Source organism: Helicobacter vulpis, from assembly GCF_003660395.1.
Classification (GTDB): Bacteria; Campylobacterota; Campylobacteria; order Campylobacterales; family Helicobacteraceae; genus Helicobacter; species Helicobacter vulpis.
The window spans coordinates 1-23,460 of the sequence record NZ_QXQT01000003.1 but is presented as its reverse complement, the minus strand read 5'-3'; the positions used below and the strand labels follow the sequence as shown (position 1 = coordinate 23,460).

22 protein-coding genes and 4 tRNA genes are annotated in these 23,460 nt (G+C 47.7%); 15 read left to right on the top strand and 11 right to left on the bottom strand.

The window, feature by feature from the left end:
• Positions 1 to 6: 6 nt before the first annotated feature.
• The 4 genes from ftsH to EAO38_RS01515 all read right to left on the bottom strand — a co-directional run bounded on the left by ftsH (position 7) and on the right by EAO38_RS01515 (position 3,922).
• Positions 7 to 1,914, bottom strand: a complete 1,908-nt coding sequence (gene ftsH, locus EAO38_RS01530) for an ATP-dependent zinc metalloprotease FtsH (RefSeq protein WP_121020473.1) — start codon at positions 1,912 to 1,914, stop codon at positions 7 to 9.
• A gap of 8 nt (positions 1,915 to 1,922) precedes the next feature.
• A complete protein-coding gene (locus EAO38_RS01525; protein WP_121020472.1) occupies positions 1,923 to 2,831 on the bottom strand; it encodes a 50S ribosomal protein L11 methyltransferase in 909 nt (302 codons plus the stop codon).
• 20 nt (positions 2,832 to 2,851) lie between these two features.
• Entirely contained in the window at positions 2,852 to 3,226 is a 375-nt protein-coding gene (locus EAO38_RS01520; protein WP_104695791.1) for a chemotaxis response regulator CheY, read from the bottom strand.
• 81 nt (positions 3,227 to 3,307) lie between these two features.
• Positions 3,308 to 3,922 (bottom strand): XRE family transcriptional regulator, encoded by a 615-nt coding sequence (locus EAO38_RS01515; RefSeq protein WP_121020471.1) that lies wholly within the window; start codon positions 3,920 to 3,922, stop codon positions 3,308 to 3,310.
• A 169-nt stretch (positions 3,923 to 4,091) separates the two neighbouring features.
• Between EAO38_RS01515 and EAO38_RS01510 the strand changes: the two genes are divergently transcribed.
• The 6 genes from EAO38_RS01510 to putP all read left to right on the top strand — a co-directional run bounded on the left by EAO38_RS01510 (position 4,092) and on the right by putP (position 9,565).
• Positions 4,092 to 4,168 (top strand) — tRNA-Pro (locus EAO38_RS01510).
• Between the two features lie 21 nt (positions 4,169 to 4,189).
• Positions 4,190 to 4,266: transfer RNA gene (locus EAO38_RS01505), tRNA-His, on the top strand.
• Between the two features lie 26 nt (positions 4,267 to 4,292).
• A tRNA-Arg gene (locus EAO38_RS01500) sits at positions 4,293 to 4,369 on the top strand.
• Between the two features lies 1 nt (position 4,370).
• Positions 4,371 to 4,447: transfer RNA gene (locus EAO38_RS01495), tRNA-Arg, on the top strand.
• Positions 4,448 to 4,548: 101 nt separating this feature from the next.
• Positions 4,549 to 8,100: a proline dehydrogenase family protein gene (locus EAO38_RS01490; protein WP_121020470.1), complete on the top strand. Its 3,552-nt coding sequence runs from the start codon at positions 4,549 to 4,551 to the stop codon at positions 8,098 to 8,100.
• On the top strand, positions 8,090 to 9,565 hold the full coding sequence (gene putP, locus EAO38_RS01485) for a sodium/proline symporter PutP (RefSeq protein ID WP_121020469.1): 1,476 nt from the start codon (positions 8,090 to 8,092) through the stop codon (positions 9,563 to 9,565). The genes EAO38_RS01490 and putP overlap by 11 nt, the downstream gene beginning before the upstream one ends.
• Before the next feature lie 193 nt (positions 9,566 to 9,758).
• On the opposite strand, the gene EAO38_RS01480 is transcribed toward putP, so the two are convergent.
• The 4 genes from EAO38_RS01480 to EAO38_RS01465 are packed head-to-tail and all read right to left on the bottom strand — an operon-like array spanning position 9,759 to position 14,777.
• Positions 9,759 to 11,978: an endonuclease MutS2 gene (locus EAO38_RS01480; RefSeq protein ID WP_121020468.1), complete on the bottom strand. Its 2,220-nt coding sequence runs from the start codon at positions 11,976 to 11,978 to the stop codon at positions 9,759 to 9,761.
• On the bottom strand, positions 11,975 to 12,322 hold the full coding sequence (locus tag EAO38_RS01475; protein ID WP_121020467.1) for a hypothetical protein: 348 nt from the start codon (positions 12,320 to 12,322) through the stop codon (positions 11,975 to 11,977). The genes EAO38_RS01480 and EAO38_RS01475 overlap by 4 nt, the downstream gene beginning before the upstream one ends.
• Positions 12,322 to 13,656, bottom strand: coding sequence for a UDP-N-acetylmuramate--L-alanine ligase (gene murC, locus EAO38_RS01470; protein WP_121020466.1), 1,335 nt, complete (start codon positions 13,654 to 13,656; stop codon positions 12,322 to 12,324). Before murC ends, EAO38_RS01475 begins: the two co-directional genes overlap by 1 nt.
• A complete protein-coding gene (locus EAO38_RS01465; RefSeq protein ID WP_121020465.1) occupies positions 13,650 to 14,777 on the bottom strand; it encodes a succinyldiaminopimelate transaminase in 1,128 nt (375 codons plus the stop codon). The genes murC and EAO38_RS01465 overlap by 7 nt, the downstream gene beginning before the upstream one ends.
• Positions 14,778 to 14,918: 141 nt before the next feature.
• Here EAO38_RS01465 and EAO38_RS01460 point away from each other — a divergent pair, with 141 nt between their 5' ends.
• From EAO38_RS01460 to miaA, 6 genes are read left to right on the top strand one after another with little or no spacing between them, the layout of a single operon-like run.
• Complete coding sequence (locus EAO38_RS01460) at positions 14,919 to 15,371, top strand: hypothetical protein (protein ID WP_121020464.1); 453 nt, start codon at positions 14,919 to 14,921, stop codon at positions 15,369 to 15,371.
• Positions 15,322 to 16,599 (top strand): GIY-YIG nuclease family protein, encoded by a 1,278-nt coding sequence (locus EAO38_RS01455; RefSeq protein ID WP_235852461.1) that lies wholly within the window; start codon positions 15,322 to 15,324, stop codon positions 16,597 to 16,599. Before EAO38_RS01460 ends, EAO38_RS01455 begins: the two co-directional genes overlap by 50 nt.
• 51 nt (positions 16,600 to 16,650) lie before the next feature.
• On the top strand, positions 16,651 to 17,103 hold the full coding sequence (gene nikR, locus EAO38_RS01450) for a nickel-responsive transcriptional regulator NikR (protein ID WP_121020462.1): 453 nt from the start codon (positions 16,651 to 16,653) through the stop codon (positions 17,101 to 17,103).
• Entirely contained in the window at positions 17,087 to 17,674 is a 588-nt protein-coding gene (gene nadD, locus EAO38_RS01445) for a nicotinate (nicotinamide) nucleotide adenylyltransferase (protein ID WP_121020461.1), read from the top strand. The genes nikR and nadD overlap by 17 nt, the downstream gene beginning before the upstream one ends.
• Positions 17,661 to 17,987: a ribosome silencing factor gene (gene rsfS / locus EAO38_RS01440; RefSeq protein ID WP_121020460.1), complete on the top strand. Its 327-nt coding sequence runs from the start codon at positions 17,661 to 17,663 to the stop codon at positions 17,985 to 17,987. The genes nadD and rsfS overlap by 14 nt, the downstream gene beginning before the upstream one ends.
• Positions 17,987 to 18,877 carry a tRNA (adenosine(37)-N6)-dimethylallyltransferase MiaA gene (gene miaA / locus EAO38_RS01435; protein ID WP_121020459.1) on the top strand — a complete coding sequence of 297 codons (891 nt, stop codon included), beginning with the start codon at positions 17,987 to 17,989 and terminating at the stop codon, positions 18,875 to 18,877. The genes rsfS and miaA overlap by 1 nt, the downstream gene beginning before the upstream one ends.
• On the opposite strand, the gene EAO38_RS01430 is transcribed toward miaA, so the two are convergent.
• The gene (locus EAO38_RS01430; protein ID WP_235852460.1) at positions 18,878 to 19,408 is read right to left on the bottom strand and encodes a glycosyltransferase; all 531 of its coding nucleotides are present in this window, start codon (positions 19,406 to 19,408) and stop codon (positions 18,878 to 18,880) included.
• 4 nt (positions 19,409 to 19,412) lie between these two features.
• A complete protein-coding gene (locus EAO38_RS01425) occupies positions 19,413 to 20,150 on the bottom strand; it encodes a glycosyltransferase family protein (RefSeq protein WP_121020458.1) in 738 nt (245 codons plus the stop codon).
• Positions 20,151 to 20,223: 73 nt separating this feature from the next.
• On the opposite strand from EAO38_RS01425, the gene EAO38_RS01420 reads away from it, so the two are divergent.
• The 3 genes from EAO38_RS01420 (at position 20,224) to EAO38_RS09085 (ending at position 22,597) form a co-directional block, all read left to right on the top strand.
• Positions 20,224 to 21,525 carry a glycosyltransferase family protein gene (locus EAO38_RS01420; protein ID WP_121020457.1) on the top strand — a complete coding sequence of 434 codons (1,302 nt, stop codon included), beginning with the start codon at positions 20,224 to 20,226 and terminating at the stop codon, positions 21,523 to 21,525.
• 278 nt (positions 21,526 to 21,803) lie between these two features.
• Positions 21,804 to 22,172, top strand: coding sequence for a hypothetical protein (locus tag EAO38_RS09090; RefSeq protein WP_235852459.1), 369 nt, complete (start codon positions 21,804 to 21,806; stop codon positions 22,170 to 22,172).
• A gap of 5 nt (positions 22,173 to 22,177) precedes the next feature.
• Positions 22,178 to 22,597, top strand: coding sequence for a DUF268 domain-containing protein (locus tag EAO38_RS09085; RefSeq protein ID WP_235852458.1), 420 nt, complete (start codon positions 22,178 to 22,180; stop codon positions 22,595 to 22,597).
• 123 nt (positions 22,598 to 22,720) lie between these two features.
• Here EAO38_RS09085 and EAO38_RS01405 read toward each other — a convergent pair.
• Positions 22,721 to 23,460 (bottom strand): FkbM family methyltransferase (locus EAO38_RS01405; protein ID WP_328588082.1); only part of this gene is annotated, 740 nt, incomplete at its 5' end.

The following is a 23,460-nucleotide window of genomic DNA, read 5'->3' as shown; positions in this document are numbered from 1 at the left end:
AGATCCTTAACTGGCGTGTTCTTCTAAAGGCACGAGGCGGCTTTGCAATTTGTTAGCAACTTCGTACTCAGCGATGATCTCTCTAACCCGCTCACCCGTGATCACTTCTTTTTCAAAGAGTTCGCCCACCATCACCTCAATGGCATCCTTATAATCGCTCAAGGTCTGTTTGACATGGCTATAGCGTTCTTCTAGCAGGTTTTTAATGAAGCTGTCCATCTCTTCGGCCATCTTTTCGCTAAATTCGCGCCCGCTCCCAAAGCCCCCCCCTAAAAAGGAATTGCGCTGTTTTTCTAGTACCATCAGCCCGCTCACATCGCTCATCCCATAGTAACTCACCATGCCCTTGATGATGTCCGTGGCGCGTTCTAAATCATTGCTCGCCCCCGTGGAGATCTCTTGTAAAAACACCTCTTCAGCCGCCCGCCCCCCCAGCAACACATCAATTTCCGCGATCAGCTCGTGCTTTTGCATGAGATATTTATTTTCTTCTGGGGTGTTGAGCGTATAGCCTAGGGCTGCCATCCCTCTTGGGATGATGGAAACCTTATTGACGCGTGCCGAGCCCTTGGTCATCTCCGAGATGACTGCATGCCCGCTTTCGTGATAGGCGACAATCTTTTTTTCTTTGGGCGAAATGCGCCGACTCTTTTTCTCTAGCCCCGCAATGCCCCGCTCTACCGCCTCTTTTAAGTGCTGTTGTTTGACTTCTTTTTGGTTGTTGCGCCCAGCCAACAAGGCGGCTTCGTTGATGATATTGGCCAAATCCGCCCCGGCTAATCCGGCGGTGAGCTTGGCGATCTCTTGCAAATCCACATCATTAGCCAATTTAACGGGCTTGATATGCACCTTTAAAATCTCCACCCGTCCGTTAAAATCCGGTTTATCCACCAACACTTGGCGATCAAAGCGCCCGGGTCTTAAGAGGGCGGGGTCTAAAATTTCGGGGCGGTTTGTGGCGGCTAGCACAATCACGGGCGCGTTTTCTGAACCAAAGCCATCCATTTCGGCTAAAAGCTGGTTAAGGGTTTGCTCTCTTTCATCATTCCCACTCACCATACCCCCCGCCGCGCGGCTCTTGCCAATAGCATCGATCTCATCAATGAAGATAATACTGGGGGCTTCTTTTTTGGCGATGTCAAAGAGATCGCGCACCCGACTAGCCCCTAGACCTACAAACATTTCAATGAAGCTACTCCCCCCCATAGAAAAAAAAGGCACGCTCGCCTCTCCGGCCACCGCTTTAGCTAAGAGAGTTTTACCCGTGCCAGGGGGTCCCACTAACAACACGCCCTTAGGGATTTTTGCCCCCAAAGAAGCGTAGCGATCGGGATATTTTAAGAAATCTACGATTTCTACAACCTCCTCTTTAGCCTCCTCATTGCCCGCCATGTCGTTAAAGCGCACTTTGGGCTTTTCGGCGTTGATGAGTTTCTTAGAACTCCCCATGCCAAAAATCCCCCCGCCCATGTTCTTTTGCATGCGGCTTGCCATAAACATCCATAGCCCTAAGATCACCAACACAGGTAAGAGCCAGCCTAAGATGTCTGTAAAGAAATTAGACTCACTGAAACCGGAATAATTGATTTTTTGCGCGTCCAAGAGGGGCACTAAAGAGAGATCGGGCACGCGTTTGGCGACATAGATGATCTTGCTATTGCCCTCTTTGCTAGTGGCCTTGATGAGGGTTTGCCCAATGCTCACGCTATCGACTTCTTTTTTCTCAATGAGTTCTTTCATCTCGTGATAGCTGACATTTTTGGTACTAGTGGATAAAAAGCGATCCCCAAAACCCCCCTCTGTGCCCATCATGCGCACCGCCACAATGGCGATGATCACAAAGATCAGTACAAGCACCAGGGGATTTTGGAGCAAAGGCTTTTTAGGATTGGGGTTTTGTGAACGATTATCCATTTATGTCCTTATGAATTAAAATGCCTACGTAAAGTCAAGCACACCCATTCGTTTTCTTGAGCTCTATGCACGAGGGCGAAATCCTGAGAATAGGCGTTTAAAACTGCGCCCTCATGGGCATCTAAAATGCCTGAGAGCAGTAGCAAACTCCCCTCCTTGCTCACTTTCACTACATCCGGGCACATCTGTACAATTACATCGGCGATGATATTGATCATAATGAGATCATAGCGCGCGTTGGGGGGAGCATTGTGGATAGAGCCCTCCCAGAGCCGTGCGTACTCTAGCCCATTGTGCGCAAAATTCGCTTGGGTCTGGGCGGTGGCCTGCGTGTCTGTGTCACAGACATGTACGATGCCTCCCTTTTTGGCCAAAGCTAAACTCAAAATCCCGCTTCCACAACCCACATCTAAGCTCAATTTGCCCTGCACTTCCAGGCACGAAATTTCTTGCAAGAGCAGGCGCGTACTCTCATGCCTGCCCGTACCAAAGGCTAAACTCGGATCGAGCACTAAGGGGATCAAGCCCCCATGCATTTGAGAATTCCAACTGGGCGTGATGTAGAACTGCCCACATGCAAGGGGTTCCACACTCTGTTGGTAAGCTTGTACCCAGTCTAAATTAGGGTGGGCACTGCTGTGGTGGTAAAACCCGATATTCTCCTGCAAACGCGCGCCTAAAAGACAACACACGCCTTTGAGATGATCCAAAAGGGCTTCGCAAGATTCCTTAGAATAGATCACAAAACCCGCACTAGGGGGAGCTAAAGGAGTGTTGCCAAAGTAGTGGTAATCAAGAGCAGGGGGAGAGTCGATCTCTTCAATGGCCTCCTTGGTAAACTCTAACAGATAGTGGGCAAATAAATCGGGGCGATGTGTGGGGAGAATAAAGGTTTTAAAATAGAAATCTTGGCACACGCGCGCTACAATCCTCTATCTCAATCATTAGTCCCTAGAACCACCTCTAACTTTTCCTTGAGTACCTGCGGGGTGAAGGGCTTCACGATGTAGTTGTTTACACCGGCCTTGAGCGCGGTGATCACCTCTGCCTTACCCCCTTCTGTGGTGATCATAATGATGGGCAAATCCTTAAAGCGCCCATCTGAGCGCACCTTCTTTACCAAATCCAAACCGTTCATCTCTGGCATGTTCCAATCTGTGATAAGCACACCAGTGGTGTCATTGCTATCTAGCTTTCCCCACGCCTCCACCCCGTGTTCGGCTTCCATGATGTCCTCATAACCCAAGCGCTGCAAGGTGTTTTTAATGATCCTTCGCATGGTGGAACTATCATCTACAACTAAAATTTTCAATCTCGCTCCTTGGTCGGCTTAGTTGCACAAATACCCGCGCATGTTAGCATGTTTATTGTGCGCCTATCTTTAAAGCGCGCTTTAAAGACTGCGGGTATGCAACACCCCCACCACACGCCCTAAAATAGCGACATCTTCCAGGCTTTGCAAGGGAATGGGCTTGTAGATGGGGTTATCGCTGAGCAAAGACACCTCTGGACGCTTGCTCAGACGTTTGACATAGTATTCCCCATCCAAATTCACCACATAGATCGCCCCTTCATAGCAACTGCCATCGTTTTGGAAGAGCAACAAGTCGCCTTCTTTGATAAGGGGCTCCATGGAATTGCCCGCAGCCTGCAATAGCCCCAAATGATCCGTAGAGGTGATTCCAAAATGCCTTTTGAGAAAGGTTTTACTTTGGGGCAAAAACACCACCCCCTCATCTTGGTTTCTGTTCCTAATGGCATGCACCTTGATATCCTTAATATAGGGTACCATCACCACATCTTCTACTTCTTTATGTGTAGATGTGAAAAAATGCAAATCGGTGTTAAGGGCGTTGGCAAGTTTTTCTAAGGTGTCTAAAGTGATATTGCTCCTCTGCTCGCTTTCATAACGCTTGATACTTTGCAAACTCACCCCGCATTTGAGCGCGAGCTCTTCTTGGGTCAGATTGTTGGCGCTACGCAACTGCTTGAGTTTTTCTTTAAGCATGTGGGCTCCTTATATAAAAATGTTTAGGTAAGAATCCTATACAATACTAGGGTTAAAATGTGCTTAAGTTTTAAGAGTAATTCTTGTTAAATGTCCTAAAGGTTTCATTAGGCAAAATGTCTTGACAAGAGCTTAAAATTTATGCTATAGTGCCAATTTGTCAAAACTTCGGGGCGTAGCGCAGCCTGGTAGCGCACTTGGTTTGGGACCAAGGGGTCGAAGGTTCAAATCCTTTCGCCCCGACCATTGTGTCGCTTTTGGCTTGTGGTGGGTGTAGCTCAGTTGGTTAGAGCACCAGATTGTGGTCCTGGGGGTCGTGGGTTCAAGCCCCATCACCCACCCCATTTTTCAAAACTCCGTTTTTGGCTTGGCGTTTGTAGCTCAATTGGATAGAGCACCAGACTTCGGATCTGGGGGTTAGGGGTTCGACTCCCTTCAGGCGCACCACGCGCTTGTAGCTCAGCTGGATAGAGCAACGGCCTTCTAAGCCGTAGGCCGCAGGTTCAAGTCCTGCCAAGCGTACCATGTTACCAATTGCTATCTATACGCGTTCTCATTCCCACTTAGCGTGCTATATTAACTCAAGTGTCCTATACTACGGGGTTGATTATCAATTTGGAGTGATCATGGAACAACCCCCCAAAGACTTAGTACAGTCTGCCTTGAACCTAGCCGCTACCTTGCAAACAAAAATTAGCGAACACTTAGACCACCAAGAGAAGAGCTTTCATAACAAAATGCAAAAGCTCTTGGATAACCCACAAAACAAAGTCATGCTCATTGAGTTGCTAGATCGTTCTTTTCGCTGTCAAGACAACCATGCCCGCTTTGAACTCATCGAGTACACCCTAAACAAGTATGGGATCGCAGACTTCTTTAGCGCGTTTGAAAAATTCCTCTTGATGGGCTTTTTGCATGTGGGCAAGCTCGCTCCTTCGTTGAGTGTGCCCTTTTTCGTGGACAAGGTGCGCGCTAATACAAAGGCAATGGTGCTAGACGAGAATAGCCATGCCCTCAAAAACCTCATCGCACAACGCCAAGCCGATCAGATCGTGCTCAATGTCAATTTGATCGGGGAAGAGGTGTTGGGCGAATCTGAGGCGGCTTACCGCCTGCATAAATACCAAGATGTGATCCGATCGGATTACATCCAATACATCTCCATCAAGATCACCACTATTTTTTCTCAGATCCAGCCTTTGGATTTTGAGTATTCTAAAGCGGAGGTGGTCAAACGTCTAGACACCCTCTATGCCCTAGCTCTCGAACAAAAAGAGCAAAATGGCGTAGATAAGTTCATCAACCTAGACATGGAAGAATTCAAGGATTTAGAGCTCACCATCGCCGCCTTTATGGAGTCCATTGCCAAATTCCCCATTAGCGCGGGGATCGTGTTGCAGGCCTATATTCCAGACTCCTACCACCACCTAAAAACCTTGATCGCCTTCTCCAAAGAACGGGTGCTCAACGATCTTCCCCCCATTAAGATTCGTTTCGTCAAGGGCGCGAACATGGAAAACGAAGAGACCATCGCCTCTATCAAAGGTTGGGAATTGCCCACTTTTTCAAGCAAACAGGACACCGACTCCAATTACAACAAAATGCTAGAATACGTCTTGAGCGATGAGAATTATAAGTATATCCATATTGGCATCGCCTCGCATAATATCTTTGAAATTGCCTACGCCTACACCCGTATCCACGCGCTCAACGATCCATGCGCCCTAGAGCATTTTAGCTTTGAGATGTTGGAGGGGATGAGTGTACAAGCTAGCAGAGAGTTGCGGCAAATGCACCGCTTGATTCTCTATGCCCCCGTGTGCGATGACCAACACTTCAACAACGCCATTGCCTATTTAGTGCGCCGCTTAGATGAAAACACTGCCCCGGACAACTTCATGAAAGCCTTTTTCAATCTGCAGGTGGGGTCGCAGGCGTGGCAAGATCAAGAAGAACGCTTTTTAAAAAGTTTAGCAGGCATGGAGACGCTTGACACCGCCCCTAGGCGCGCTCAAGATCGCAACCAACCCCCCGTAGGCAAAAGCACATATCCAGATCAGCCCTTTATCAATGAAAGCGACACGGATTTCACCCTGCGCGCCAATAGAGAATGGGCGCAAAGAATCGTAGACAAAATGCGCAATATCCCCCCCATCGAGCTCTCCCCAGTGGTGGGCAAAGCATGCGCCTTTGAGGGCCTCAAACGCCTAGATGTCTTTGATAAAATTGAATGCAAAAAGGTTGCCTCGGTGTTTTTAGCCGATGAAGCCATCATGCAAGAGGCGTTGCATCTGGCCCAGCAAAGTCAATTCCCCCAGCGCCATTTAGCAGAAATCCATGCCATCTTAAGCCAAGTGGCCCAAAAGTTTAGAGAGAGAAGAGGTGATCTCATCGGTTTGAGCGCGCTAGAAGTGGGTAAAACTTTTATGGAAAGCGATGCAGAAGTGAGCGAAGCCATCGACTTTTTAGAGTTTTACCCCCATAGTTTGCAAACCCTGTTAAAGAAACACCCCCATGTCCACTTCAAACCTAAAGGGGTGGGGGTGGTGGTCGCCCCATGGAATTTCCCCATTGGCATTTCTGTAGGGAGTATTGCTAGCGCGCTGGCTGGGGGTAATGTGGTGATCTACAAGCCCTCTAGCATGAGCATGGTAGTGGGTTACCGCCTGTGTGAATGCTTTTGGGATGCAGGGGTGCCTAGGGACGCGCTCATTTACCTACCCTGTCGGGGGATTGAACTTAGCGCGCATCTGCTGGCTAGCCCTCTAGTACGCTTTGCCATTTTGACCGGTTCAGAAGAGACAGCCTACCAAATGCTCAAGGCCAATCCCTTATTGCATTTGAGCGCAGAAACGGGGGGGAAGAACGCCACCATTGTTACCAAAATGGCGGATAGAGAACAGGCTGTTAAAAACATTGTCCATTCTGCTTTTAGCAATTCCGGACAAAAGTGTTCGGCGACTTCCTTGCTCATTTTGGAAGAAGAGGTTTACGAAGATCAGAATTTTAAAAAAATGCTGGTGGATGCGACACAGTCCATGAGCGTGGGCGATCCCTTGCAACTGCGCCATAAAATCGGCACTTTGGCAAGCACGCCTAGCCCCAAGGTGCAAAAAGCCTTACACAATGTAGAGGCCCATGAAGAATGGGTATTGAAACCCGAATTCTTGCAAGATAATTCTTACCTAATGCGCCCTTGTATCAAGTATGGTACGCAAAAAGGGGACTACACCTACAGCACCGAACTCTTCGTACCCCTGCTCTCAGTGATGAAAGCTAAGGACCTTAAAGAGGCCTTAGACTTAGCCAATGGTACGGGCTATGGCCTGACTGCCGGACTCGAGTCGCTTGATGAGCGCGAATGGGAATATTTCATTGAGCGTATCGAGGTGGGCAATGTCTATATCAACAAGCCCACCACGGGTGCGATTGTTTTGCGCCAGCCCTTTGGGGGGGTCAAAAAATCTGCGGTGGGCTTGGGGCGCAAGGTGGGTAGTTACAATTACGCCTTGCAATTTGTGCATGTTGTGGAAGATACCTCCCTCCCCGTCCATCACGATGCGCATTTACCCTTTATCCAAGCCCTAGAAGCTTTCAACGCCCACCACAACCATGCCTTTGAAGAAATCCTGACTCTAGCGCGCGACTACGCCCACCACGCCCAGCACACCTTCAGTACCCCCGTGGAGTTTATCCGTGTGCGTGGGGAAGAAAATTATTTTAGTTATACCAAAGTCTCGAGCGTGGGTTATCGCGTGAGTGATAATGATGGGCTTTTAGAACTCTTTAGCGTGGTCTTGGCTTGTGCCGTGTGTGGGATTCCCTTGAGTATCAGCGTGGACAATGTCCCCACTAATGCGCATTTTAATCTCCTCTTGGAGTGTTTGGATGGCTTGCAACACCATTTCAAACCCGCGATCTTCTATGAGAGTTTGGAAGAGTTTAGCCAAAAGATCAGTGAATTTGGACGTGTGCGCTACTTCACCCAAACTCTAGACACGCTCTACACAGAAAGCGCGCAAGCGGGCATTGTCCTAGCCAATGCCAAGCCCTTAAGGTGTGGGCGTCTTGAATTGCTCAATTACCACTTAGAAAAGTCTGTGAGCATCTCTTACCATCGCTATGGCAACTTGGGGGCACGGGGTTTAGCCCAGGGGGAGGGTCGCCATGCACATTAGTTACCAAATTTTAATCGTGTTCGTGCTTTACTCGGTCTTGATGCTCTACATTGGGTTTTACTTCTATCGCAAAAATGAAACGACAGAGGATTATTTTTTAGGGGATCGCTCCATGGGGCCTGTGATTAGCGCGCTAAGTGCCGGGGCGAGCGATATGAGCGGGTGGCTCTTGATGGGTTTGCCCGGGGCCTTGTATGTGGGGGGGTTGGTCAATAGCCATATTGCCATCGGGCTGACCATCGGGGCGTTTATCAATTGGTCTTTAGTGGCTAAACGTTTGCGGGTCTATACCAGCGTGATCGCCAACTCTATCACTATCCCCGACTACTTTGAAACCCGCTTCAGCGATGACAAGCATATTTTGCGACTCATTTCAGCCATTGTGATTCTGATTTTCTTTACCTTTTATGTTTCTTCGGGTTTGGTAAGTGGGGCGAAACTCTTTGAAGCCACCTTTGGGGTGCAATACAGTTACGCGTTGATTGTGGGTACGTGCATCATCGTTACATACACCTTTTTGGGGGGCTATAAGGCGGTGTGCTGGACAGACCTCATCCAAGGGCTCTTGATGATGGGCGCGTTAGTGGCCGTCCCTTGCATGATGCTCTACCACTTGGGGGGCTTTAGCGCGAGTTTTGAAAGCATTGCCAGTGTCAAACCGGAGAATCTTGCCTTTTTAAAGGGCACTTCTTTTGTGGCGGTGATCTCGAGCTTGGCTTGGGGTTTTGGCTATTTTGGACAACCTCATATTTTGGTGCGCTTCATGTCCATTCGATCGATTCAAGAAATTCCTAAAGCGACTGCTATTGGGATTGGCTGGATGGGCATTAGTTTGCTGGGTTCATGCTTGATTGGGTTATTGGGCGTGGCTTATGTGGCAAAATTTCATCTCAGCCTAGCTGACCCTGAGAAAATCTTCATCCACATGAGCGCTACCTTGTTTAACCCTTGGGTGAGCGGAGTGCTTTTAAGCGCAATTTTAGCAGCCGTGATGAGCACAGCCAGTTCACAGCTCTTAGTGAGCTCCTCTACCATTGCTGAGGATTTTTACGCCAAAGTGTTCAATAAAGAGGCTCCCGTACAAACCGTCATGCTAGTTAGCCGCGCGTCTGTACTAGCCGTGGCTTGTGTGGCGTTTTTTATCTCTATGGATCGCAACGCCAGTGTGTTGAAGATCGTCTCTTATGCGTGGGCAGGTTTTGGCGCAAGTTTTGGCACAGTGATTCTCTTCTCTCTCTTTTGGGAACGCATGACCAGATTAGGGGCAATCATGGGCATGATCTTTGGGGCGAGCACGGTGATCTTGTATGACAAATTTGGCAAGAGTTTTTTAGATATTTATGAGATTGTGCCCGGTTTTATTGCTAGCTCTATTGCTATTGTGGTTTTCAGTCTTCTAAGTTCGGTGCGCCCGGGCACCAAGGACGCGTTCAACCAGATGTTGCGCGAAATCCAGAAAGGCTAGTATGGGGGCATGCAAGTATTGCTAACAAAGCGAAGGGGGGGAAATGCGCATTGTGCATTTACGAGTTTTCGCGTGCCCTTTGCTAAGATTGTTGCCACCACATCAAGATGGCTTTAGTATCCACAAGGATGGTACAAACCCCAAACCCCAAATGTTTGTCAATCTTGAACGCCTAACAAGAAGGTTGCAAAAATTAAATTTTTACCACCTGCGCGCCTGAACCGCCCAAATTATAAGGCGCGTCTTCAAAAGAGAGTACCTTAGGGTGGCTTTTAAGCCATTCTCGAATCGCTTGGCGTAAAATCCCCTTGCCTTTGCCATGCACAATCAACACTTCTTCAAAGCCCGCTAAAAGCGCGTTAGCTAAGAAGTCTTGGGCTTCTTGTAGGGCTTCTAACACTTCTAAGGCGCGCACATCTAGGCGCATGCGTGCTTGGGCTTTGGGTTTGCGCTCTAGCTTGACTTGGGGGGGAGTTTGGGGGGGAGTGGCGGGGGTGAGCTCTTGGGCGCGCACTTTGATCTTCAAGCCATTGTCCAAAGCCACCATGCAAGTACTGTGATTCAGGCTAAGTAACGTGCCTAGTTGGTTTTTATAGCGCACACATGCGCCCTGAGTGAGCGTACGGGGGGGTGGGGGTGGATTTTCAGGGCGGCTTTGAGGGGTTAGGCTTGTCTTGATCGCTTGGATTTGCTGGTGGGCATGACTCTTGTTTTGGCTGCGTTCAAATTCCTTGAGCGCGTCTTGCAAGGCTCTTAAAGCTTGTTGGTAGCTTTGCTCTAGCGCGTTTTGTTTAGTCTGCTGGGCTTGGGCCTGGACTTGGATTTGCTCTAGGCGCGCTTGGACTTGTTTGATATGGGTGTCTTTGGCTATTTCAAGTTGGACGCGTTGTTCTCTTAGCTCTTGCTCTAGCGCGCTGGTGCGCTCGATCAAAGCGTTTAAGTTCTCTTGCTCTACACCATAAAGCGCGCGGGCTTGATCTATGAGTTCTGGGGATAAACCATAACGCAACGCGCTTTCGAAGGCATAGCTCTTGCCAATGAGTCCGGGGCTAAAGGTGTAGGTGGGGAGTTGTGCTTGGGGGTCAAAGTGAGCCGCTAGCAATTGGACAGCACTATTTTTGGCTAGAAGTAAGGCTAAATGCTTGTGGTGGGTGGTAACTACAATCTTGGCTCCCTGTGCGATCAGTCTTTCCAACAACACCTTGTACAAACAGCTTGCTTCAGACGCATCTGTGCCCAATTCAATCTCATCGACACCCAGTAGGAGATGGGGCGTACTTAAGGCGCGCTGGAAATCCAACATACGCCCTGCAAAGGTCGAGATGTCATTTTGGCTATTTTGGGGGTCGTTGATGATGGCTTGGATATTTTCTATAAAGGGGATGTGAGAAGTGGGGGCGTGGATTTTAAAGGGCAAGAAGTGCTTGGCTAGAAACACCGCGCTCAAAATGGATTTGAGCAACATCGTCTTACCCCCCGTATTCACCCCCGTAATGAGCAAGAGGGATTGATCAAAGTGTAAGGAAATGGGCTTGGGGTTATTGAGGTTGGGGTGGGCAAAATGCTTGAGCGTGAAATTTCCACGATCATTGGGTTTAACAAAACTCAAATCTGCGCTTTTGGCAAAGGACACCCGCGCGATCAAGTGATCCAAGTAGTCAAACTCGTGATTGATGAAACGCAAAAACAAAAAATAGGGGCGCAGATTCCCACACCATTGCGCGCAAATGCGGGCTAAATGCTCTTCAATCCGATTTTGTATTTCTTGGATTTTACGGCCTAAATCGCGCGCTTCCAAAGGTTCTATGTAAAATTGCCCCGTGTGGGAGCGTTGGATCACCTGCCCCTTGATCGCCACACTAAAACCCGGCTTGACCAATAGGCTTTCTATGCCGTTGACAAAGTGTATCTGTCTGTCCACAAGATAGGGCTGCAAGCTGGCTTTGTTTAAAATTTGGCTAAAGAGTTTCTTTTGCTGGACTTGCAAACGCGCTAAACTCTCTAACAACGCGTCCAAATCGGGGTAAATCCCGCTTTTAAGCGTGGGAGTGTCTTGCATGTGCGCGCTCAACTCTAAAAGCGCTTGGGGGAAGTGGATATTTTCTAAGTAGGCCAATAAATAGGGGTGTTGCTTGGGACGCAGGCATGTTTTTAAGTAGAGAAAATAGCGCGCGATTTGCACAAAGGCAAAGAGGGTTTCTAAACGCCATACCCCCCCTTTTTTAAAGGACTTGAGCGCGTCCTTAAGACAGGGAAGGGCAGGTGGGGGGGTGCAATCTACGTGTTCTAATTCTTGCAAATGTTCCCAAAGATTAGGGCGTTGGGGCAGGGCAAAGTCTTTAGGACGGGCTAGAAATGTGTTAAAATGTTCTAAGAAGCGTGTTAAATCTAATTGGGCAGCTAGAGTGTTCAAGGGGTTTTTTTCTGGCAGGATTGCAGGTCTATCAAGGTGTCTTTCATGGGGCCATTGGGCTTGCCTAAAAAACTCAGCGTGCCCGTAACGAGATTGAAATTTTTATTATCCACACTGACATGGTTTTGGCACACCAGGGTCTCCCCGCGTAAAAACGCGCGCTGTAAATCTACTTGGGTTTGGTTAGCGCGATCTTGTCTATATGTGTAGAGGCCCACTAACCCTCCCAAGAGCAACAACACCCCCGCGCTAAAGAGTTTTTGTTTCAAGCGCCATAAGCCAAAATCCTGCAACACGATCCACAATAAGATAGACACCAAGGACAAGACAATCCACGCGCCCATTAGACCTCCCCCCTTAGTTGGGTGGTGATATCCCCTGCTCCAAAGCCCACCACAAGCCCGCGCTGTAAAGTGCGAATTTTCACGTCTTGTACAAAGAGTTCTAGGCCCTGCTGTGTGCGCCACAGGCGATCGATGAAGGTGGGTTGCAAGTGTTGGAAAAGAGCGTGCATGTCAATGTCTTGATGGGGTTCTCCTGCTCTATAAACGGGCAGGATATAGAGTTCTTGAACAATGGGGTGTTTAAAACAACGCTGGAAAGCTTCTAAATTATCTAGCAGTCTTGAATACTTATGGGGTTGCCAAATGATAGTGCTTTGGGAAACGCCCTTTAACTGGGCATAGGTTTGCAGGGCTTGCAAAGTGGCGCAAATTTCTGTGGGGTGGTGGGCGTAGTCGTCAATGAGAATCAGCGCGTCTTTTTGCAGAATGTCAAAGCGTTTTTTAATGCCCTTGAATTGGGCTAAATTGGCCCGTAAAGTCTCTAAAGGCAATTCGCCCAAAGCAGCCAAGATTGCTAGCGCGGCGTTGCTAGCCGTGTGCACGCCCAACCCCCACACTTCAAAAAAGCCATAATCCCTCAATTTAAAACGGGTGTAGGGTTCATCGTCTTTCAAAAAGTAAGAGATGTCGCTAATGTCCTTATGGGGATCCAAACGCTGCGCTTCTATGTCTAAACTGTGTAAGAAGGGGTCTTGGACATTGATGACACGCTTTTGGGCTAAGAGCAAGAAGTCTTGATAAGCCTTGTAAAAGGCTTGTAGGTCGTAGTCATAGCCCTCCAAATGTTCCACTTCAGCATTTGTAACAAGGGAACAATAGGGGTTGGAGTGTAAAAAACTCTGATCGGATTCATCAGCTTCAAAGACAAGGCTAGGGCTATTGCTTTCGCGCACATTGGAGTTAAAATCCTTGCTGGTCGCCCCGATGATCGCCCCAAAATGGGGTAAGAGCGCGCTCAACATCGCGCTGGTGCTGCTCTTGCCATGCGCCCCACACACACTAAAGACGCGCTTATCGCCCAAAATATAGGTCAAAGCGCGTTTGCGCGAGAGAATCACGCAATTTTTTTCCATCGCCGCGACAATTTCCACATTGTCCACTTTGATGATCGCTGAGTGGATCACCACTTCGTGATCTGTAAGCGCGCTGGGGTCATGGGGGATGGTGATGGGGATGCCCAAGTGCTCTAAATAATCTGTAATGGGGCTTTGCACGAGATCTGAACCGCTCACCTGAGCGCCCTGTGCCTTGAGATATTTGGCCAATCCAGAAATCCCAATCCCGCCAATGCCAATAAAATGAATTTTATAAGTATGAATTGGGCGATCTAGCATGCCAAACTCTTTGTATAAGCTTGGTAGGCTGCTTTGAGTGTTTCTAGGATGTCTTGCATGTGTTCATAAACCAGAGCCACGCGCACAAAACGCGCCGTGTGGGGGCTACTCAAGGGGCTTAAGAAATCTCCGGGTAAGACTTTAATCCCGGTATGCGCGTAGAGATAACGCGCAAATTCTTGTCCCTTGTGCACGTCCCACCATACATAAAAGCTTGTGGGCGCGATGGGTACGTCTAGAATTGTTTGGGCTAAGGCTAGATTGGTGGCATAGAGTTGGCGGATCTCCTCTTGGGCTTTGAAGTCCAACCACCCTAACGCGCTAGCATGTTGCAAGGGCAAGGGGATCGCACACCCGCTATAACTTCTAAAAACTTGGTAGGCTTGTAAGACTTGCGCATCTCCAGCGATGTAGCCACTTCTAAGTCCGGGTGCGCTTAAGCTCTTGGATAAAGAGTTGATCGCCAACACATTTTTAAAACATGTGTTGCCTACCCGCAAGCAGGCTTGCAAGATAGAAGGGGGAGGGGTGTCGCTGTAAATATTGCTGTAGCATTCGTCATTAATGATCAGGAAATGCGCGTCTAAAGCCCTTTTGACCCAGTCGCTCAACTCATCTAGGCTCAAGGTGCGCCCGGTGGGATTGTTGGGGGAATTTAAGATCACTAGGTGGGGTTTGGACTGGGAATCTAATTTGGGAGTGAAGTGGTTAGCTGGACTTAGGGGCATGAAGAGAGGTTGGGCTTTGGCCACTTGTGCGCTGCCCAAGTAAACTTGATAAAGAGGGTCTGGCATGGCCATTTTGGGTTGGGATTTATCATGCAAATAGAAAATAGGGAAATTAAAGAGCGCTTCTTTAGAGCCTAAAGTAGGGCAAATTTGCTCGAAGGCCAAAGCCACTCCAAAACGCTTTTGAATAAAGTCTATTTGGGCTTGTTTTAAAAAAGACTCCCCCCCACTTTTAGGATAAAAGCGCAAAGTAGCGGTGTGGTCCTTGAGGGCGTTTTGGATGGAAGCAGGGGTAGGAAATTGGGGTTCCCCAATGCTAAGATCAATGATCTTAGAGGGGTTAATGCCTTGTAGCAGCGCGCTCAGGCGCTCAAAGGGATAGGGCGCAAACATGCAAATCCTTCAAGGAGAGTGTTCTTGGATACTGTGATCAGGGCCGGGCATTTGGGCCTTGGGGTAGGGCGAAGGCTTGGCTTTATAAAAGGGCGCGGCCTTATACCCACAACCCACGCATAAACATGCTACAATGCCAACATGAAACACTCTCAAGATGTACTTAAATCCGTCTTGCAAAACAATCCCTCATTGAAACCCCTAGAAATGCGTCTCAAACTCCGCACCCTCAAACGCTTTCTACCTCTTAGCATTAGAGAATCTCTAGAGGGCATTATAATCAAAAACTCTAAACTCTTGCTTGCTTTTGATCACCCCAGCGCGCACACGTATTTTTGCAAGCACGCGCAAGAATTTGGCCAAATCCTGCATAGAGAAGTGAAAAATTTAGGCTTGGAAACCTCTAGTCCACTTGCGATCAGGGCCTATGTCTCCACAAGGGCTAGGGCTAGATTCGTTAGAAACCCCCCCAAAATCTACTATCTAGAGTGCGCCAAGGGAACTTTTCACAACCACGCCAAAGACCCCCAGATCAAAGCCGCCTTTGAGCGCATCCGTGCCTGTATCCAAGCCCATGACCGCGCAAACTCTTGAGAATTTGCCGGAGAGTTGTGGAGTCTATGTTTATTTGGATCGCGCGCGCCAGATTCTCTACATTGGTAAAGCCAAGAATCTCAAAAAACGCGTTTTAAGCTATTTTTACCTCCAAGAAGGGCAAACCACCCCCAACCCTAAGAACAGCGCGCGCGTGCGCGATATGGTGGCCAAGATCGCCTCTATTGAATGGCATATCACTCCCAATGAACACGAAGCGTTGCTCTTAGAGGATCGCTTGATCAAGCAACACCAACCCCGTTATAACATTCTGCTCAAAGACGCTAAGACCTATCCCTATATTTGCGTGGACATGGACTTGCCCTATCCGGTCTTGCACCTGCAACGCCAACCTAAAGAAGGTTTGCGCTGTTTTGGCCCCTTTAGTTGTGGGGCTAAAGAGATTTTACAAAGCGTGCTAGAGAGAATCCCCTTGGCCCAAAGTCTTTCCTGTGTGCGCGCCACACGCGCCTGTATCTTTTATCAAATCCAGCGCTGTAAAGCCCCCTGTGAAAACAAAATTAGCCCTCAAGATTACGCGTCCATGCTACAAGAAGCTCTAGACTTGCTAGAAAACTTGCCCTTGCTAGGCGCGTTACTCAAAGAGCGCATGCGCACCCTAGCCCAACAAGAGCGTTTTGAAGAAGCAGCGATCTATCGCGATCGTCTTGCTAAAATTCAAGAACTCTTAGGGCGTTTGCAAGACTCCACCCCCATGCGCGCCTTGCAAATGCACTTAGGTTTGAGCGCGCCTTTAGAGCGCATTGAGATCTTTGATGTAAGCCACCATGCCCAAAGCCATTGTGTGGGTGCGATGGTAGTTTTTGAAAAGGGCAAATGGCTTAAAAATGCCTATAGACGTTACATACTTGAGAGTAAGAACGAGTATGATCAAATGCAAGAACTCTTGCAAAGGCGTCTCAAACGTCTAAATCGCCCTCCTGATCTATGGCTTTTAGATGGGGGTAAAGCCCAAGTGCGCCTAGCTCAAAAGATTTTAGCGCGCGCGTGCTTGTGTATCCACGTACTAGGGATTGCTAAGGCTAAAAGAGGGGGGAGAGTGTGCCGCTCTATGGGCGATGTCCCCGATGTCCTCTACACTGTGGATCGCGCTTTGCGCCTTAAAGCTAAGGATCCCTGTTTGCAATTCGTGCAACAATTGCGCGATGAAGCACACCGCTACGCGATAGCCTTCCACCGCTATAGATCACGCGCCCAAATTGTGTAATAAGCCAAATTAAGTTAGAATTGCAGAATTTTTTCCATCATAGGGGTTATCATGGAACATAAGGACGATTCGATCATCAGGTTTTCCGTGTCTTTGCAACAGAATTTGCTAGACGAATTAGACAACCGCATTATCAAGAATGGTTATTCTTCTCGATCGGAGTTGGTGCGCGATATGATTCGCGAGAAACTCGTGGAGGACAATTGGTCCAATGCAGAGAACCTAGAACACGATAAAAGCGGGCTGACCGTGGCGGTCTTAGTGATTATTTACGACCACCACCAACGCGAACTCAACCAAAAGATCATTGATATTCAGCACGAAAGCCATATTAGCATCATGTGTACCACCCATGTGCACCTCAACCCCAATAACTGCCTAGAAACCATTATTTTAAAAGGCAAGCCCTCTGAAATCATGCACCTGCACCTAGAAATCGGGGGGTTAAAGGGCGTGAAATTCTCTAAGCTCACCAAGGCCTCTAGTTTTGGACAAAACACCTAAAATCGCCCTGTATGGGGGGAGTTTTGACCCCCCCCACATCGCCCATTTGGCTGTGATCTACCAAGCCTTAGAGTGCTTGGACATCGATCGCCTTATTATTTTAGTGGCCTACCAAAATCCCTTCAAGGGTGCGCCTTGTTTTAGCCCAGCGCAACGCTATGCATGGATGCAAGGGCTTTTAAAGGGGTTGCCCAAAGTGCAGGTGAGCGATTTTGAAATCCGTGCCCAACGCCCCGTGCCCAGTATAGAGAGCGTGCTGCATTTCTCCCACACCTTAAAGCCCAGCAAGCTGTATTTTATTCTGGGGGCAGATAATATGGCGCATTTGCCCCAGTGGGAGGGCTATGCCCTCATGCAAGAGCTAGTAGAGTTTGTGGTGGTGCAAAGACAGGGCTATACCTTAACCTCCCCCCATTCCTGTATCTACATGCCCTTGCCCCAAATCACACACAGTATTTCTTCTAGCCAAATTAGAACGCTATTAGCCCAACATAAAATCCCCGCACATCTCCCTCCTACTTTGCAAATGGGGGTGTTAAAAAGCTTCAAGGAAACCCATGCCCGATCCTAGAATCGCCAGAATCGTAGAACTATTGGAAGATAAAAAAGCCCTAGACATCGTGGTCTTTGATCTGAGCACACAAAACTATATCACCCAAAAAGTGGTCATCGCTACTGCACTGGCTGGCAAGCACGCGTTAGCCCTGCTCGATCATCTCAAAACCACCCTTAAACCTTTGGGGGAGCAATTTTACGCCATTGACGCGCATAATGAAGAGTGGATCGTGATAGATTTGGGGGACATGATGGTGCATTTGTTTACCCAAGAAGTCCGTGCGCGTTTTGATTTAGACGGCTTTTTACGCACGTATAAAAACCCCTAGTGCCCCTTCTTATCGCTATTTTGGGCGCGAGTGGGAGTGGAAAAAGCGCGTTGGCACTAGAGCTTGCTTGCGCATTGGACGCGCAGATTCTCTCCTTAGATTCGCTGAGTATTTACAAAGGTTTTGACATTTCTGCGGCCAAACCCAGCCCCCAAGAGTTAGCCCAAATCAAGCACTATGGGATCGATGTGTTAGAGATTTGGCAAGCATGCCATGCCCCCATCTTTTTACAAGAATTGCAAAAAGCCCTAGCCCAAAGCCAGACATCGGTCTTATTGCTGGTGGGAGGGAGTGGGTTTTACCTCAAGGCGATCTTAGAGGGTTTGAGCCCCCAGCCTGTGATGAGCGCGGCTATACGCGCCCAAGCGGCTAGCTTCCCAAAGCCCTATGAAGCCCTTCAAAACATCGACCCTTTCTATGCCCAACAACTCCACCCTAAGGACACCTACCGCATCCAAAGGGCTTTAGAGATTTTCCTAGCCACAAACACCCCCCCCAGCCTTTACTTTAAAAACCACCCTAAAACCCCTTTCCCATTCCCTATCAAACTCTACGCCCTCACTTTGCCCAGGGATATCTTGCGCGCGCGCATTGCTGCGCGTACCAAGCGCATGCTAGATCAAGGCATCATCGCCGAAGTGCAAAATTTAGCCCATCAATATGGCAACACACACCAACCCTTTAAGGCCATAGGTCCTAAAGAGTGTTTGGCGTACTTGGCAGGGCAATACAACATGATACAACTCCAAGAAGCCATCACCACCCACACCCACCAATTAGCCAAAAGGCAAACCACCTTTAATAAAACCCAATTTAAAGACATCACCCATCTAGAACCGCGCGCGCTCTATAGGGCGATCCTAGACTATGTCCGGGTCCAGCGCCCTTAATCACAATAACGCCTCTAGTGTGCCTATGATCCTCTCATAGGTGTATTCTTGGATTGTGCGGTGCAGGGTTTGAGATATTTGGGCGTAATAGCGCGCATCGCCCAATAGCGTGTTGATTTTATGCGCCATCTCTAGGGGTGTGTGGATCACCAGCTCCGCACATAAATTCTTGACAACACCAATATCCGTACAGACAAAGGGAGTACCAAATTGCATGCTCTCTAAGATCACCAAACCAAAGGATTCATAGGGGGCGAAACTCCCATGTACAAGCAAAGTGGCTTTTTTGAATAAGTCTAACACCCAATCTCTCTTTAGATCACGAAAGAAATACACCTCTTTAAAGCCATGTTCGTCATCTAGTTGGGTTTTAAGACACTTGAGAGATTCTAAGGTGTCTTGAGTGTTTAAAGAACCCACAAAGATCAGAGGGATATGTGCTTGGCTGAGGTAGTAAGCCCTTAGCACGAAATCCTGCCCCTTTTCTTTGTAGTAATTGGAGACATTCAAAATATAGGGCGCGTTGCTCAAGCGCTCAAGCGGCTTTGGGTTGGGTGTTGGGTGTTGGGTGTTGGGTTAAACACGCCCCGGGCAAGCTCTTTGGCGGGAGTATATCCTTAGCAAACACCCCATTGGGCAAAATACCCACACTTGTACAATAGGGCTTGAGATAATGATAGCCATGACTGCGCGCATGCAAGAAAAAAACGCGATCGTAATGCTTTAGAGATGTTTTGAGTTTGGCGCGCAACCAAGGGATATAAGCACTTGATTTATAGCGCTCAGGACTATAGAGAACTTTCTTGATTCGATCCTTGAGGGCCTGTTTGATTCCCCGTGGTCCTGCGCACATGAGATCGTACTCCCCATGGAGTCTTAAGACTTTCTTTTTTGCCACGCATTGGGGGAGGACATCCAAGATATAATCGCTAGTCCATGTCAAAATTGCAGAGGTGATGAGTAGATCGCACTCAAAATGGCGCACAAAATCTTGATAAGCCTTGATCTCACCCTGCCAACCCTTTTCATAGTAGATATGAAACTCCAACACAAATAAGTTAGGTGCGATTTCTATGGCTTGTCTGCGCATGTCCGCACTAAGAGTCATGTGTAATTTGCCCTCCCTGTGCAACCTCTGTGTCCTATAGATGTCAGCGCTGATCACATAGACAACATGCCCGGCCTTAGCCAATGCGTGAGTGAGTCCATAGTCCGCACTGGCCAACCCAGTTTGCAAGGGGTAATACTGCTCGGTACTCAGTAAAATAGTCATGAAAATTCCTCATTGAGATTTGTGATACTAACTAAACTTAGCTAAAATCGATCATCCCACACATAGGAAGTGTATGCGTTTAAACCAATTTAAGGCCAAAATTAGAGAGTTGTCTGAAAAAAACCCCCTCACCCACAAATTCTACCGCGCGTGTGTGCGAGCGTACCAACGGCGTTTTTCTGTGTTGGATAGCTATTTGGATCAATATTTAGAGCAACGTTTGTACGGGAGCAACACGACTGAAGAAAGCGCGTTTTACGCGCATTTCCCCATCCCACCCCTTCCCCCCTATTCTAGCTGGCAGGAGGTGGATTACGATCATTACACCCAAATTCTCTTAGAGAAAAAGGGTTTCAACCAAGCCTTTAAAGACAAATTCAAGGGCAGAAAGCCCGTTGTACTCTTTGCGGGCAATGATGAACATCAGGACAAGAGTGGGTTTATCCAAGATTTGCAAAAAGTGTGTGAAAAACTCTATTTGTTTCACAAGGACGATGGGAGTTACGGGACCGCGCACTATGGCTACACGAACGGGCGCAACCGCTTTTCTTTTTATCAAGAGGCCAATTCGTATGTGAACACCGCCATAATATGCGACATCATCGATCGCGCGCGCGTCAAACCCGATCTGCTCATTATCCAAGCTTGGGGGTGGAATTACACCCCTAGGGATTTGCTCAAAATCAAACACCGTTACAAAGATTTAAAGATTCTCAATTTGCAGATGGACGATCGCGCTTGTTACAATTTAAATAGATCCTTGGGCACGCATGCGATTTTGCCCTTTATTGATCTGGCTTTAAGCACCGCACCCGAGCGCGTGGAATGGATCTTAAAAGAGGGCACCCCCGCTTTTTACATGCCCTTGGCGAGCTCTTTGGATTTTTACCACCCCTTAGAAGGGGTGGAGAAAATCTATGACATCGGGTTTGTGGGGGCCAATCAGGGCATTAGAGGCCAGATTATCCAAGCCCTAGAGAGAGAAAATTTTAAGGTCAAAGCCTATGGGTATGGCTTTGGAGGCCGCTTGCCCCTAGAGCAAACCAATGCCTTTTTTAACCAGTGCGAATTGGTATTAGGCTGTGGGAATATCGGATCGCTAGATTTTATCAACATGAAATTGCGCGATTTTGATGCGCCCATGAGCGGGGCGGCCTACATCACCACTTACAATCCGGATTTGCAAGCCCTCTTTGATAAGGATTGTATGATCTTTTATAAGGACATTGCTGAGCTCATCTCTAAGGCGCGCTATTACTTGGAGCATAAAGAGGCGTTGCAAGCCATAAGAGAAAAGGCGTTTTTTAAGGCCTCTAGCCAGCACACCTATGAACAACGCTTTTTAGAGATATTTGAGAGGATTCTCCTCCACTGATAAAGGAGCATAGATTGACAGACCCCTTGCCTTATGTGCTCAAGCTCCTAAGTTTGAACTAGGCGGATTGAGGCGCTTCTGTGCTATAATGATTTGCCGCACAGATGGAGCTCATTTTAACCCCCTAAGCTTAAAGCGATGGGGAGTGTTGGTAATTTTGCTAAAAAGGTGGGAATCTAGTGAACGCAATGCTAAGAAAAATACTCAAGACCGTCATGCCTGAAAAGATTAGAAGTTTGCCTATGGTACAGTGGTGTAAGAATTATATGGAATGCCGCATGAGCATGTCAGAAATACGAAGTGATAAGAGACTATACCAATCTTTAAATACAGATGCTTGTTTTATGCTCAATGAAGAAAATGATTATTTATGTTTGTATGACAAATATAGTAAAAATAGCACAATTGGGGGGAGTTACTATGTTCAAGACATTTGGGGAGCTAGAAAAGTTTTAGAATCCAGACCGCAGATCCATTATGATGTTGGAAGTTCTATCCAAGGTTTTATCGCGCATTTGTTGGTGTTCTGTCAGAAAGTTGTCTTGATTGACATTAGAGAACAGGACAATGCAAGTTTAAATACGAGTTTTCTAAATGCGGGGGGGGGGGGGGGGTTACTTATATATGTTCAGATGCAACACATCTAAATAATGTGGACGATCAGTCTGTAGAATCTTTGTCCGCTCTATGCAGTGTAGAGCATTTTGGACTAGGGAGATATGGAGATCCAATAGATCCAGATGGTTGGAGGAAGGCTTTAAAGTCGTTTCAAAGGGTTTTAAAGCCGGGCGGAAAGCTCTATCTTAGTGTTCCTGTTGGCAAAGAAAATAGAGTTTGTTTCAATGCCCATAGGATTTTTCACCCCTCTACAATCATAGAAACCTTAGATCAGATGCAGATAAAAGAGATGAGCTATATCTCTGGCCTTTCTGAAACGACTTTCTGCATTGTAGAAAAATTAGATGCAAAGACCAATAAAATGTATGTAGATTATGATAATGAAAAATTAAATAATATTAAAAGTAATAAATTGGATCCATTCACAGGGCTTTTTGAACTTGTTAAAAGATAAAAGGCCTCTATTGTCGCCCTAGAAGCTAAGAAACAACGACCCTTGTAGATGAGATTGGTATCTGCTTGCCTTTAGTGGAGAAGCCACAACCTGCACAAACCCTAGGGCATGGGTTTAAGGAGGTTATGCAAAAATAATAGGAATATTAGGGAGACGTTCTTCATTAGGATAATCCAAACCCTTAATATTCCCACAGGCATTGCGCAAAGGGGGGAGAAAGGGCAATAAATCCCGTCTTAAATAGCTCACCTCTAGCAAATCGCCAAAGAAACGATCTTGTACGTAGTAACATCTTCCACATGAATTAAAATGCAAGTGGATTGGCTGGAAAACGCGCTGCAGGCGTTCTAGGATTTCAAACTTTTTGTGGGCTTGCAGGATCGCACAAGGATTGCACGCATGGAACTCTACGATCACTTGTGCAAAATGCTTTTCAAGGATTTTAAAATCTAGTTTCTCAAAAATCTCCCACTCCACCCCTTCAATATCCATTTGCAAAATATTATGTGCCTTAGGGTCAAAGGAATAATCTAGCAGGATCTGTTCTAAGGTAGTGGTCTGGGGATCGCACCTTGTACCCACAAACTTTTTATGAAAAATGATATTTGGGTGGGCATCTGGAGCTTGCTCGATGCTTGCATCGTATTGCAAGACCAAATAACCCATCTGCGCCATTTCTAGGTCCCAGGGCGAATCAATAGAAACCCCTAGAGAAAGGGCTTTGGGCCGCGCGGGGTTTGATTGGGGGGGGGGGGGGGGGTACATTACATACCCTCCATCCGTATTGCCCCCCACACGGATCAAACGCTCAAGCGCTACGGGACGCACAAACTTCAAATAAGCGTCCACCATTTTGGCACATT